This is a genomic window from Janthinobacterium sp. 75 (assembly GCF_004365495.1).
In the GTDB taxonomy this organism is placed as follows: Bacteria; Pseudomonadota; Gammaproteobacteria; order Burkholderiales; family Burkholderiaceae_D; genus Janthinobacterium.
Map to the genome: position 1 here is coordinate 1,269,470 of NZ_SORD01000001.1, position 14,233 is coordinate 1,283,702.

General features: G+C 56.2%; 5 protein-coding genes, 2 tRNA genes and 3 rRNA genes. 9 read left to right on the top strand and 1 reads right to left on the bottom strand.

Going from position 1 to position 14,233, the window contains the following annotated elements; genetic code table 11:
• Positions 1 to 36: 36 nt before the first annotated feature.
• The 4 genes from C8C89_RS05870 (at position 37) to C8C89_RS05885 (ending at position 6,381) form a co-directional block, all read left to right on the top strand.
• A complete protein-coding gene (locus tag C8C89_RS05870) occupies positions 37 to 1,773 on the top strand; it encodes a PQQ-dependent methanol/ethanol family dehydrogenase (protein ID WP_257562590.1) in 1,737 nt (578 codons plus the stop codon).
• Between the two features lie 287 nt (positions 1,774 to 2,060).
• Positions 2,061 to 3,221, top strand: coding sequence for a porin (locus C8C89_RS05875; RefSeq protein WP_243857910.1), 1,161 nt, complete (start codon positions 2,061 to 2,063; stop codon positions 3,219 to 3,221).
• 48 nt (positions 3,222 to 3,269) lie between these two features.
• Positions 3,270 to 5,381: a 4Fe-4S binding protein gene (locus C8C89_RS05880; protein ID WP_133989120.1), complete on the top strand. Its 2,112-nt coding sequence runs from the start codon at positions 3,270 to 3,272 to the stop codon at positions 5,379 to 5,381.
• Positions 5,371 to 6,381, top strand: coding sequence for an FAD:protein FMN transferase (locus C8C89_RS05885; protein ID WP_133989121.1), 1,011 nt, complete (start codon positions 5,371 to 5,373; stop codon positions 6,379 to 6,381). Before C8C89_RS05880 ends, C8C89_RS05885 begins: the two co-directional genes overlap by 11 nt.
• Before the next feature lies 1 nt (position 6,382).
• On the opposite strand, the gene C8C89_RS05890 is transcribed toward C8C89_RS05885, so the two are convergent.
• The gene (locus C8C89_RS05890; protein WP_166674675.1) at positions 6,383 to 8,371 is read right to left on the bottom strand and encodes a sigma-54-dependent Fis family transcriptional regulator; all 1,989 of its coding nucleotides are present in this window, start codon (positions 8,369 to 8,371) and stop codon (positions 6,383 to 6,385) included.
• Between the two features lie 603 nt (positions 8,372 to 8,974).
• Between C8C89_RS05890 and C8C89_RS05895 the strand changes: the two genes are divergently transcribed.
• The 5 genes from C8C89_RS05895 to rrf all read left to right on the top strand — a co-directional run bounded on the left by C8C89_RS05895 (position 8,975) and on the right by rrf (position 14,155).
• Positions 8,975 to 10,505: ribosomal RNA gene (locus C8C89_RS05895) — 16S ribosomal RNA — on the top strand.
• A 98-nt stretch (positions 10,506 to 10,603) separates the two neighbouring features.
• Positions 10,604 to 10,680, top strand: a tRNA-Ile gene (locus tag C8C89_RS05900).
• Between the two features lie 12 nt (positions 10,681 to 10,692).
• Positions 10,693 to 10,768: transfer RNA gene (locus C8C89_RS05905), tRNA-Ala, on the top strand.
• A gap of 249 nt (positions 10,769 to 11,017) precedes the next feature.
• Positions 11,018 to 13,893: ribosomal RNA gene (locus C8C89_RS05910) — 23S ribosomal RNA — on the top strand.
• Between the two features lie 149 nt (positions 13,894 to 14,042).
• A 5S ribosomal RNA gene (rrf, locus tag C8C89_RS05915) occupies positions 14,043 to 14,155 on the top strand.
• Together the 16S, 23S and 5S rRNA genes with 2 tRNA genes alongside form the textbook arrangement of a ribosomal RNA operon.
• Positions 14,156 to 14,233: the final 78 nt, after the last annotated feature.

Genomic DNA, 14,233 nt, shown 5'->3' on the forward strand with positions numbered 1-14,233 from the left:
TAATAACAGAGGGAGATGATTGTGCAGAAAAAAATCATGGGGATCGTCGTCGGTTTGAGTGTCGCCTCGTTGGTCCAGGCGGCCGACGTGGGCAATGTCACCAGTGCCATGCTCGACAGCACGGCGAAGAATCCGTCTAGCGTCCTGTCGTTTGGCATGGGCACGCAGGGCCAGCGCTATTCGCCGTTGACGCAGATCAATGACAAGACCGTGGCCAAGCTGGTGCCGGCCTGGTCGTTCTCGTTTGGTGGTGAAAAACAGCGGGGCCAGGAATCGCAGCCGCTGATTCATAACGGCAAGATGTTTGTCACGGCCTCGTATTCGCGCATCTTTGCCGTCGACTTGAAAACGGGCGCCAAGCTGTGGAAGTATGAACATCGCTTGCCAGACGGCATCATGCCATGCTGCGACGTGGTCAACCGCGGTGCCGCCCTGTACGGCAACCTGGTGATCTTCGGCACGCTGGACGCCTACCTGGTGGCGCTGGATCAAAACACGGGCAAGATCGTCTGGAAGGAAAAGGTCGACGACTACGCTGCCGGTTACTCGATGACTGCCGCGCCGCTGATCGCCGAAGGCTTGCTGCTGACGGGCGTATCGGGCGGGGAATTTGGCATTGTGGGCCGGGTCGAAGCGCGCAATCCCATGACCGGCGAACTGGTGTGGAGCCGTCCGACCGTGGAGGGCCACATGGGCCACCGCTACGACAAGGATGGCAAGGCGACGGATAACGGCGTGTCTGGCACCGTGAACAAGACCTGGCCGGGCGACCTGTGGAAAACGGGCGGCGCCTCGACCTGGATGGGCGGAACCTACGATCCGCAAACCAAGCTGGCCTACTTTGGTACCGGCAACCCGGCACCGTGGAACAGCCATTTGCGTCCCGGCGACAATCTCTATTCCTCGTCCACCGTGGCGCTGGACGTGAAGACGGGCCAGATCAAATGGGCCTATCAAAACACGCCGAACGACTCCTGGGACTTCGATGGCGCGAACGAGTTCGTCACCTTCGACATGGATGGCAAGCGTTACGGCGGCAAGGCTGACCGCAACGGTTTCTTCTATGTGATCGATGCAAACAACGGCAAGCTGCAAAACGCCTTCCCGTTCGTAAAGAAGATCACTTGGGCCAGCAGCATCGACCTGAAGACGGGACGGCCGAACTTCATCGCCGCCAACCGCCCTGGCGATCCGACCAAGGGTGAAGAGGGCAAGAAGGGCACGACGGTATTTTCCGCCCCGGCCTTCCTCGGCGCCAAAAATCAGATGCCGATGGCGTACTCGCCGCAGACCAAGCTGTTCTACGTTCCCGCGAATGAATGGGGCATGGACATCTGGAACGAGCCGATCAGCTACAAGAAGGGCGGCGCCTTCCTCGGTGCCGGTTTCACCATCAAGCCTTTGTTTGACGACTACATCGGCGCCATGCGCGCCATCGATCCGAAGACGGGCAAGATCGTTTGGGAAGTCAAGAACAATGCGCCGCTGTGGGGTGGCGTGATGAGTACTGCCGGCAATCTGGTGTTCTACGGTACGCCGGAAGGCTTCCTGAAAGCCGTCGACGCGAAGACGGGCAAGGAGCTGTGGAAATTCCAGACGGGCTCCGGCGTCGTGGCGCCGCCCGTCACCTGGCAGGATGGCGATACGCAATATGTGGCCGTCGTATCCGGCTGGGGGGGCGCGGTGCCACTGTGGGGTGGCGAAGTGGCGAAGAAGGTCAACTTCCTGGAGCAGGGCGGTTCCGTGTGGGTCTTCAAGCTGGCATCGAAGTAAGGGGGTGAAACGCCCGGGCCACTCGGATGGGCGTCTCCCTGTCCGCCGGGCGCTTTCTTTTTTCTGACGGCCCAGGCCGTCAGTTTTTTGTTTACCTGTATCACCGCTATGCATACTTGCGGTCAAAAAATGAACACCATGCGGGGCAATTGATCCGCTGCTGCACACGTGAAATACGCTTTTTCTCTTTCTCCCTCTGAGCCGTGCTGGGCACGCTTATTGCCAAAGCTTGAGGTACATCAATCACTGGTGTGCACACTAAAAACAGAGAAGAAAGAGGATAAGCAATGAACACATTGATCAAGCTGGGGAGCCTGGGTGTCATGACAATCGCAGCGATGGGGCAGGCGCAAGCCGTCGATATCAAGGCGGGCGACTGGACGGTGTCGGTGGGCGGCATCGTCAACGCCTACTACACACAAGTGTCCTGTTCGGGCGATGCGGTGGGCGGGCTGGCGCTGGGTGGCCAGGCGCTCGGTTGCGGTGGCGAGAAGGACCGCACCACCATCGGCAACGGCTTGCTGCCGAATGGCTTGATCACTTCCGCCTCGTCGCGCCTTGGCGAGTACGACGTGAAAGCCTTGATCGGCATCTACAACTCGACCGCCACCGACAGCGCCATCAGCCAGAACAGCGTGGTCGATGTACGCCAGGCCTTCTTTACGTTCGGCAATGCGGAAATGGGCACCTTCAAGTTGGGCCGTGACTACGGCATCTTCGGCGCGAATGCGATCCTGTCTGACATGACCTTGTTGGGTTCTGGCGCGCCCGTGCAAGCGACGCAGCGGGGCCGGGTGACCCTGGGCCATATCGGTGCTGGCTACACCTATCTGGGCAACTATGGCCAGATCATGTACAGCTCGCCGAAGTCCAGCGGCTTTGGCGTCGATGTGGCGCTGGTCAGCCCTGTGTCCGATACGCCCATCGTGGCAGGTTCGACCTATTCTTCGAAGTCGAGCCCGCAAGTGCAGGCGCAGCTGACGTATGGGCAGGAAGGCTTGAAAGCCTGGCTGGGTGTGAAGTCGCAAAAATTCACCTCGAAAACGCCAGGTATCGATGACCTGACCATGCGCGGCGTGGAGGTGGGCGGCTCGTACCAGATGGGGCCGGCTGGCGTACTGCTCAACTACCAGGGCGGCAAAGGGCTGGGCATCCTGTCCGATGCGGATCAGGGCGATACCAAGTCGAAAAACTGGCTGTTGCAAGGCACGTACAAGACGACGGACAAGCTGAAACTGGGCTTGTCCTACGGCATCAGCAAGAACGACGATAACACGGCCGGCACGGGTGGCTTGAAGTCGAACGCCAACCTGACCCTCGGTGCGTATTACTCGCTCAACAGCGCGATCACGCTGGTGGGTGAACTGGGCCAGACGCGCTCGAAAGGCTTTACGGGCGGCGAAGCGAAGATGAATGGCGTGTCCTTGGGCGGCATCATTTTCTTCTAACTTATCAACGCGGCGCCTTGCAACAGGGCGCCGCATGGAGCGTAGTGCATGCGGACAATGCGGTTGTTCATCGGATGCTGGCTATTCCTGTTTATCCTGGGCCAGGCGTGGGCGGGCGTGCTCACCAAGGCCGAGCTGGCAAGGCGCTTTCCTGCTCCCATCGTCGTCGGTGACAAGGAGACCGATTTGGCCGTCTGGCCCTTGTTCAGGCAAAACGCGACGGCCATCGAACTGGTCGGCTATGTTTTTGAATCGGTGGACCTGGCGCCCATCCCCGGCTTTTCCGGTGTGCCCGTCAATTTATTGATCGCCATTAATCCGCAGGGCAGTTTTCTGGACGTGTCTGTTCTATCGCAGCATGAGCCCGTGTTTCTCGATGGCCTGGGAGAAGCGCCCTTGTTTCAATTCGTCAAACAGTATCAGGGTTTGTCGCTGAAACAGAATATCGCCATCGATGCCAAGAAGAAACGCGCGCCAGACCCCACCCACGCCGATATCGATGGCGTATCGAAGGCCACGGCATCCGTGCGCATCATCAATCAAAGCGTGCTGGCCTCGGCCTTGAAAGTGTCGCGCAAAAAACTCGGCTTCGCGCAAGGCCGCGATCCCGATCAGATCGCCCGTATCCGCATGGATGTGTTTGAAGAACTCAGCATGGCGCAGATGCTCAAACAGGGCTTGATCCAGCATGTACGCCTGAGCAACAAGGATGTGGAGAGCCTGTTTGCCGGCAGTCCCGGCGCGGGACTCGATGTGGAAGCCACACGCGCGCCGGACGGCGTGTTCATCGACCTGTACCTGGCCTATGTATCCGTGCCCACGGTGGGACGCAAGCTGTTGACGGAACGCAGCTGGAACAAGCTGCGCAACCGGCTAGACGAGGGCGACCACGCCATCCTCGTGATGTCGCGCGGGCGCTACAGCGTGCTGGGCGACGATTTCGTGCGTGGCACCGTCCCCGACCGGCTATTGCTGAAGCAGGATGGCTTGCCCATCGATATGCGCGACCTGGACCTGGAATTGCACTTGTCGGAGGGCGGGGCGTTGCCGACTGAAAATGTCGCCGTGTTTCGCATCATCAGCCAGGCGGGGCTTGATCCGGCCAGCCCGCTGGCATTTTCTCTCCCTATCACGCGCAACAAGGGCATCGTGTATCCGGAACGCATCGCCCGCAACGTGGATTTCAGCTACCGCTTGCCCGCCGATTTCTATATCGCGCCACAAGGCGACGATGCCACGTGGCGCGGCACGTGGAAGAACCGCAAGGCTGAACTGCTGCTCTTGGTCGCCGGGCTGGCGCTGCTGGCCGGCGCTTTGGCCTGGCAGAAACGCCTGGTGCGCGATGGGCGGCAATTTACCTGGTTCCGCAATCTGTTCCTGTTGTTTACCATCGCTTTCATCGGCTACTACGCGCAGGGGCAGCTATCGATCGTCAATATTACGGGCGTCATCCAGGCGTTGCTGGCGGGGCGCAGCCTGGGCTTTTTCCTGTTCGACCCGATGACGGTGATCTTGTGGGCTTTTGTGCTGCTCAGCCTATTTATATGGGGACGGGGCACGTTTTGCGGCTGGCTGTGTCCGTTTGGAGCCCTGCAGGAATTCACGGGCAAGCTGGGCCAGTGGCTGCGCTTGCCGCAGTGGAAGATCAAGCCGCGCCTCGACGGGCGCTTGAAATGGATCAAGTATGGCTTGCTGGCGGCCATTCTTGGCAGCAGCATGTTTTCCAGCCAAATCACGGACAAGCTGGTGGAACTGGAGCCGTTCAAGACGGCGATTACCCTGAATTTTGTGCGCGCCTGGCCCTTCGTCGCGTATGCCGTGGGCTTGCTGCTGCTCAGCAGTGTTTCCTACAAATTCTTTTGCCGCTACCTGTGCCCGTTTGGCGCGGCGCTGGCGCTGCTGGGGCGCTTTCGCCTATTCAACTGGATTCCCCGTCGCAAGGAATGCGGCACGCCTTGCCAGACTTGCCGCCACCGTTGCGAGTATCACGCCATCGCGCCCAGCGGGAAAGTCGATTACGGTGAGTGTTTTCAGTGTATGGATTGCGTGGTGATTTACGCCAGCGATGAAAAATGTGCCCCCTTGATGCTGGAAATCAAGCGTGCCCGCACCATTCCCATAGTCCGGGCCACGGCAGAGGAGAGCAGCAATGCAGCGTAGGACGTTTATTTCCGCCGCCATCGGCAGCGTGGCCGGCATGGCGGGCTTGGCTTTGCCTGGCATCATGGCGCGCGGCACGGCCACGGCGTCCGGCGTACGGCCTTATCAAGGCGCCGCGCTGGGATTTGGCACGACCATCGCCGTCACCGTATTGCACCATGATCAGCACCAGGCCGAACTGGCCATTGAAGATGCCTTGCATGCGGCCAGGAATATCGACCGCCTGATGAGCATTTACAGTCCAGCGAGCCAAGTCTTCCAGCTGAACCGCGATGGGCGCTTGGCCCGGCCGGACGCGCATCTGCTGGCCGTGCTGTCGCAGGCGCAATCCTTGTCGCAATGGAGCGATGGGGCGTTTGATATCACCGTGCAACCTTTGTGGCAGCTGTTTCGCGCGGCGGCGGACCAGGCCAGCTTGCCGACGGACACATTGCGCCGCGCGGCACAGGCGCGGGTGAGCTGGAGGCAACTGGCGTGGGACAGGCGCGAAGTACATTTTCTTCAGCCCGGCATGGCGCTGACCTTGAACGGCCTGGCGCAAGGCTACGCGGCGGACATGGCGCTGGCGGCCGTGCAGGCGCGCGGCATACGGCACGCGCTGCTCGACACGGGCGAGTTCATTGCGCGCGGACAGCGCTCCCCGCGCCGACCATGGACCTTGGGCATCCAGGACCCGCGCGACGGGGAAATCCTGGCGGCCACCCTGAAAGTGGAAGGGCGCAGCGTGGCCACGTCGGGCGACTACGAATGCACGTTCACGCCCGACTTTGTGCATCACCATATCTTCGACCCAGCGAACGGTGATTCGCCGGGAGAACTGGCCAGCGTGACCGTGCTGGCCCCCACGGGCTTGCTGGCCGATGGCTTGTCAACGACCTTCATGGTGACGGGCGCCGCGCGTGCGCATGCCATGGCCGCGCACATGCAGGGCGTGGACCTGATGACTATCGACAAGTCGGGGCAGCGCAAGATGTCGCCCGGCTTTCCCCGTCTGCTTTAGGCTATTTCAGATGTGGCACCTTGCGATAGATCGTATTGCGCGATACGCCCAGGGCCCTGGCCGTGGCCGAGACGTTGCCGCCATGCGCATCGAGCGACTTGAGGATCACGCTTTGTTCCATTTCTTCCAGGTTGGCGCCAGCGGCGATCATGCGGTCCGTGCTGGCGCTGGCGGCATGGGCTTGCGTCATCTCAATATCGTCGAGGAAATCATCGGGCATGTGACGCAAACAGATTTCATGCTCGTCGCCAGCCATGACGATGGCCGTGCGCAACAGGTTCGTCAGTTGGCGGAAATTGCCTGGCCATTTATGCTGGTGGAACATGCGCAGGATGTCTGGCGCGACCGTATAGCGCGTGTCGGGCGCTTCTGTTGCAAGGATCTTTTTCACGACCGTTTCCAGGTCCGTGCGTTCTCGCAGCGGCGGCAGTTTTACCACCAGGCCATTCAGGCGGTAATACAAGTCTTCGCGAAAGAGCCCCTTGGCCATGCGTTCGCGCAAGTTGTGATTCGTGGCGCAAATGAGTTCCACATTCACAGTGATCGATTTGCTGCTGCCCAGCGGTGTGACCATGCGTTCTTGCAGCACGCGCAACAGGCGCGCCTGCAAGCCAAAGGGCATGTCGCCGATTTCATCGAGGAACAGGGTGCCGCCGTTCGCCTGCAAAATCTTGCCGATGGCGCCTTTCTTGCGCGCGCCCGTAAATGCCCCGTCTTCATAGCCGAACAGCTCGGACTCGATCAGGGTTTCCGGGATCGAAGCGCAATTGACGGCGATAAACGGTCCCATGGCGCGCGGCGAATCGTTATGGATGGCTTGCGCCAGCAATTCCTTGCCAGTCCCCGTTTCGCCCATGACAAGAATAGGAATGTCGCGCCCCAATACCTTGTTGACTTTTTCGATCACCAGCTCCAGTTGCGGATCGCCCGTGCGCAGATAACGGAGGCCGGACAGGCGCCGCGCCGCGTTGGCCGCGTGGCTGGCCGGCGCGGGAACCGGGGCCGGCACGGCGTTGATATCGCCATGGTCGGTGCTGGCTGTGAAACCGTGCTGGAAGGCACTATTGGCCAGGCGCAATTGCGCGCGACCATATACGCGCACGCCGCTGTGCATGCACAGGTTCAGCAATCCTGGCGCGGCCGTGCGGTAATGGTCGTACAGGGCAGACACGGGCAAGCCGAACAGGGAGCTGAAGGTATGTGATTGCAGCGCGGCAAATGACAGGCCCAGCTGAAATAAACCGTTCTTATTGGCGGATAAGAACCGTCCGCCCGGGGTGAATGAGGCGATGCCTTCCATCAAGGTGCCGATGAATTCGGGGCGCGCGTGGAAGTGGACGGTGATGGCATCTTCGAAGGTGGCGGAAAACAGCTGATTTTCGATCATCAGCGCCGACATGCGTACCAGGGCCATCGTATGCTTGTGAAAACTGCGCTGGTCGCTCGAGACATCCAGTACGCCGATAACATTGCCCCTGTGGTCGGTGATCGGTGCCGCAGAGCACGTCAGGAAATGATTGGCGGCCAGGTAATGCTGGTCCGCATGGACCAGGGTGGGTACTTTCTCCGTGATGGCCGTGCCGATGGCATTCGTGCCCCGGCTTTGTTCCGACCATGCCACGCCTGGCTGCAAGGCCACCCGGTTGGCTTTTTCCAGGAAATCATCATCGCCCAGCGAATGCACGATCACACCATTGGCATCCGTCAAGATCACCATATTGTGCGTGTTGACGATTTGCTGGTACAGCGTTTCCATCGCGGGCAGTGCGTGCATGTGCAGCATGCGGTTTCGCTCGATCAGCAAGGACAGATCGGATTTTCCTGCTGGCGTAAATTCTGGCGTGGCGGTGGGCGACAGGCCAAAGGCGACTGAACGCTGGTGGGAAGTTTCAATGATGACGGGGACGTTGTCCTGTCCTGCCTGCGAGGTGTTCGCGTCTGCAATAGACGAGAACGGTGTGCTACGGTAAGTAGCGGACGTTTGATACATGATCTCGTTGCCTCCGTTGGGCCCTGTAATGCGGCGCTCTTTTGAATATCGAGAGTGTTCCATAATGTAGCACCTGTCACAGATGGGAGCAAAGCAAAGCGAGCTGGGCTGTCCCCAGTGTTGCTGCCAGGCCCAGAGTCGCTCTCATCAGTGGACAGTGCATAAGCCTGTATAAGCAAATGCGGTGCCAGGCTTGTTTCACAGGGGGGGGGAAATAGCCCTTGCGGGGCGTGCGGGGCAGGGCTATAATTCGCCCCCTCGCTGAACGACGCATGCAAATGCCGAGTGAAGGGAGAAAAAAGAAGGAGTTGACGGACGTAGCAAAATGCTTCATACTCTTCCTTCTTCGCAGCTGACAAACACAACGCTTTGTTGATAGCGCGAAAGCAGTACCGATCACAGTTCTTTAACAATTAACAGTCGATAAGTGTGGGCATTTGATGTAAGTGCAGCAGTGATCTTCGGATCGCTGTAAAACTTAAAATATCAAATGTTCACAAGAAATAATGAAATAGGATACTTCTTCGGAAGTAGCCTGTCAGTTTTTTGAGTGAGCGACCCGTCGCAAGACGGTGCCAATAAAATGGCAAAGTAACAGAGATTAAACTGAAGAGTTTGATCCTGGCTCAGATTGAACGCTGGCGGCATGCCTTACACATGCAAGTCGAACGGCAGCACGGAGCTTGCTCTGGTGGCGAGTGGCGAACGGGTGAGTAATATATCGGAACGTACCCTAGAGTGGGGGATAACGTAGCGAAAGTTACGCTAATACCGCATACGATCTAAGGATGAAAGTGGGGGATCGCAAGACCTCATGCTCGTGGAGCGGCCGATATCTGATTAGCTAGTTGGTAGGGTAAAAGCCTACCAAGGCATCGATCAGTAGCTGGTCTGAGAGGACGACCAGCCACACTGGAACTGAGACACGGTCCAGACTCCTACGGGAGGCAGCAGTGGGGAATTTTGGACAATGGGCGAAAGCCTGATCCAGCAATGCCGCGTGAGTGAAGAAGGCCTTCGGGTTGTAAAGCTCTTTTGTCAGGGAAGAAACGGTGAGAGCTAATATCTCTTGCTAATGACGGTACCTGAAGAATAAGCACCGGCTAACTACGTGCCAGCAGCCGCGGTAATACGTAGGGTGCAAGCGTTAATCGGAATTACTGGGCGTAAAGCGTGCGCAGGCGGTTTTGTAAGTCTGATGTGAAATCCCCGGGCTCAACCTGGGAATTGCATTGGAGACTGCAAGGCTAGAATCTGGCAGAGGGGGGTAGAATTCCACGTGTAGCAGTGAAATGCGTAGATATGTGGAGGAACACCGATGGCGAAGGCAGCCCCCTGGGTCAAGATTGACGCTCATGCACGAAAGCGTGGGGAGCAAACAGGATTAGATACCCTGGTAGTCCACGCCCTAAACGATGTCTACTAGTTGTCGGGTCTTAATTGACTTGGTAACGCAGCTAACGCGTGAAGTAGACCGCCTGGGGAGTACGGTCGCAAGATTAAAACTCAAAGGAATTGACGGGGACCCGCACAAGCGGTGGATGATGTGGATTAATTCGATGCAACGCGAAAAACCTTACCTACCCTTGACATGGCTGGAATCCCGGAGAGATTTGGGAGTGCTCGAAAGAGAACCAGTACACAGGTGCTGCATGGCTGTCGTCAGCTCGTGTCGTGAGATGTTGGGTTAAGTCCCGCAACGAGCGCAACCCTTGTCATTAGTTGCTACGAAAGGGCACTCTAATGAGACTGCCGGTGACAAACCGGAGGAAGGTGGGGATGACGTCAAGTCCTCATGGCCCTTATGGGTAGGGCTTCACACGTCATACAATGGTACATACAGAGCGCCGCCAACCCGCGAGGGGGAGCTAATCGCAGAAAGTGTATCGTAGTCCGGATTGTAGTCTGCAACTCGACTGCATGAAGTTGGAATCGCTAGTAATCGCGGATCAGCATGTCGCGGTGAATACGTTCCCGGGTCTTGTACACACCGCCCGTCACACCATGGGAGCGGGTTTTACCAGAAGTAGGTAGCTTAACCGCAAGGAGGGCGCTTACCACGGTAGGATTCGTGACTGGGGTGAAGTCGTAACAAGGTAGCCGTATCGGAAGGTGCGGCTGGATCACCTCCTTTCTAGAGTTTGCACGAATCAGTAATGATTCACGCATCAAATGTTCACACTTATCGGCTGTTTAATTAAGAAGAAACAGTAGTCGTAGTAGTTCCGCGTTGGGGCTGTAGCTCAGCTGGTTAGAGCACCGTGTTGATAACGCGGGGGTCGTTGGTTCGAGTCCAACCAGCCCTACCAGTAAAAATTCCCGGGGGATTAGCTCAGCTGGGAGAGCACCTGCTTTGCAAGCAGGGGGTCGTCGGTTCGATCCCGTCATCCTCCACCAAGTTTTACTCGAAAGTGCAAACGTAAGCCGGTCAACAAGACTGTGGTTTAGGTTTGATCTTTTAGCGATCAAAGCTGTTTCGTTCTTTAACAATCTGGAAGAAGTAAAGATTATTTATTGATTGGTTTGCCGTAAAAAGCAAATCGATGGGTAATGATTGTATGTATCAACAAACAAGCAACAACGTTGTACTTTCTTATCCCTGTAGCGCTCTTTCATTATGCAAATGATGAGAGGCTAACGTTATAGGGACAAGCGAATAAGTGCACATGGTGGATGCCTTGGCGATTACAGGCGATGAAGGACGTAGTAGCTTGCGATAAGCTGCGGGGAGTGAGCAAACACACTTTGATCCGCAGATTTCCGAATGGGGCAACCCACCCTTTTAGGGTATTGCATACTGAATACATAGGTATGCAAGGCGAACGCGGCGAACTGAAACATCTAAGTAGCTGCAGGAAAAGAAATCAACCGAGATTCCCAAAGTAGCGGCGAGCGAAATGGGAAGAGCCTGTACGTGATAGTCGGACTGATAGAAGAATCCTCTGGAAATAGGAACCGTAGCGGGTGATAGTCCCGTATTCGAAATCAGACCGGTGATACTAAGCGTACGACAAGTAGGGCGGGACACGTGACATCCTGTCTGAATATGGGGGGACCATCCTCCAAGGCTAAATACTCGTAATCGACCGATAGTGAACCAGTACCGTGAGGGAAAGGCGAAAAGAACCCCGGAAGGGGAGTGAAATAGATCCTGAAACCGTGTGCATACAAACAGTAGGAGCGGACTTGTTCCGTGACTGCGTACCTTTTGTATAATGGGTCAGCGACTTACATTCAGTGGCAAGGTTAACCGAATAGGGAAGCCGTAGAGAAATCGAGTCCGAATAGGGCGATCAGTCGCTGGGTGTAGACCCGAAACCAAGTGATCTACTCATGGCCAGGATGAAGGTGCGGTAACACGCCCTGGAGGTCCGAACCCACTAATGTTGAAAAATTAGGGGATGAGCTGTGGGTAGGGGTGAAAGGCTAAACAAACTTGGAAATAGCTGGTTCTCTCCGAAAACTATTTAGGTAGTGCCTCAAGTATCACCATCGGGGGTAGAGCACTGTTATGGCTAGGGGGTCATTGCGACTTACCAAACCATTGCAAACTCCGAATACCGATGAGTGCGAGCTTGGGAGACAGACGTCGGGTGCTAACGTCCGGCGTCAAGAGGGAAACAACCCAGACCGCCAGCTAAGGTCCCAAAGATTGGCTAAGTGGAAAACGAAGTGGGAAGGCTAAAACAGTCAGGATGTTGGCTTAGAAGCAGCCATCATTTAAAGAAAGCGTAATAGCTCACTGATCGAGTCGTCCTGCGCGGAAGATGTAACGGGGCTAAGCCAGTCACCGAAGCTGCGGATATATAGCAATATATATGGTAGGAGAGCGTTCTGTAAGCCTGCGAAGGTGTCTTGTAAAGGATGCTGGAGGTATCAGAAGTGCGAATGCTGACATGAGTAGCGATAATGGGGGTGAAAAGCCTCCACGCCGTAAGCCCAAGGTTTCCTGTTCAACGTTCATCGGAGCAGGGTGAGTCGGCCCCTAAGGCGAGGCAGAGATGCGTAGCTGATGGGAAGCAGGTTAATATTCCTGCACCATCGTATGATGCGATGGGGGGACGGATCGCGGAAGGTTGTCCAACTGTTGGAATAGTTGGTTTTTGGCTCATAGAAGGTACTTAGGCAAATCCGGGTACGGAATTCAAGGGGTTGAGACGAGTGAACTTGTTCACGAAGCAATCGGAAGTGGTTCCAAGAAAAGCCTCTAAGCTTCAGTCATACGAGACCGTACCGCAAACCGACACAGGTGGGCGAGATGAGTATTCTAAGGCGCTTGAGAGAACTCGGGAGAAGGAACTCGGCAAATTGGTACCGTAACTTCGGGAAAAGGTACGCCCCGGTAGCTTGATTGGTTTACTCCATGAGGGTGAAAGGGTTGCAATAAACTGGTGGCTGCGACTGTTTAATAAAAACACAGCACTCTGCAAACACGAAAGTGGACGTATAGGGTGTGACGCCTGCCCGGTGCTGGAAGATTAAATGATGGGGTGCAAGCTCTTGATTGAAGTCCCAGTAAACGGCGGCCGTAACTATAACGGTCCTAAGGTAGCGAAATTCCTTGTCGGGTAAGTTCCGACCTGCACGAATGGCGTAACGATGGCCACACTGTCTCCTCCCGAGACTCAGCGAAGTTGAAATGTTTGTGATGATGCAATCTACCCGCGGCTAGACGGAAAGACCCCATGAACCTTTACTGTAGCTTTGCATTGGACTTTGAACCAATCTGTGTAGGATAGGTGGGAGGCTTTGAAGCGGGGACGCTAGTTCTCGTGGAGCCAACCTTGAAATACCACCCTGGTTTGTTTGAGGTTCTAACCTTGGTCCGTTATCCGGATCGGGGACAGTGCATGGTAGGCAGTTTGACTGGGGCGGTCTCCTCCTAAAGTGTAACGGAGGAGTTCGAAGGTACGCTAGATACGGTCGGACATCGTGTTGATAGTGCAATGGCATAAGCGTGCTTAACTGCGAGACTGACAAGTCGAGCAGGTACGAAAGTAGGACATAGTGATCCGGTGGTTCTGTATGGAAGGGCCATCGCTCAACGGATAAAAGGTACTCTGGGGATAACAGGCTGATTCCTCCCAAGAGTTCATATCGACGGGGGAGTTTGGCACCTCGATGTCGGCTCATCACATCCTGGGGCTGTAGCCGGTCCCAAGGGTATGGCTGTTCGCCATTTAAAGTGGTACGTGAGCTGGGTTTAAAACGTCGTGAGACAGTTTGGTCCCTATCTGCCGTGGGCGTTGGAAATTTGAAGGGGGCTGCTCCTAGTACGAGAGGACCGGAGTGGACGAACCTCTGGTGTACCGGTTGTCACGCCAGTGGCATTGCCGGGTAGCTAAGTTCGGAAGAGATAACCGCTGAAAGCATCTAAGCGGGAAACTTGCCTTGAGATGAGATTTCCCAGAGCCTTGAGCTCTTTGAAGGGTCGTTCGAGACCAGGACGTTGATAGGCTGGGTGTGGAAGTGCAGTAATGCATTAAGCTAACCAGTACTAATTGCCCGTACGGCTTGTCCCTATAACCTTAGCAGGTACAGAGGATGAGAAAGTAACGTTGTGAGTTGTTGATACTACTCATTACCCAGTAACACCTCAGTAAATACCAATACTTCTTCCAGATTCATGACGCTGCTGCCCAATCGGGAGCAACCGTCAGTACAAGTTATGCCTGATGACCATAGCAAGTTGGTCCCACCCCTTCCCATCCCGAACAGGACCGTGAAACAACTTTGCGCCGATGATAGTGCTGCAACCAGTGTGAAAGTAGGTTATCGTCAGGCTTGTTATTCGCAGTAGAGAAAAACCCCACCGGACTCCGGTGGGGTTTTTTTTCGTCTGCTGCTTTGTCTTGCAAAGCA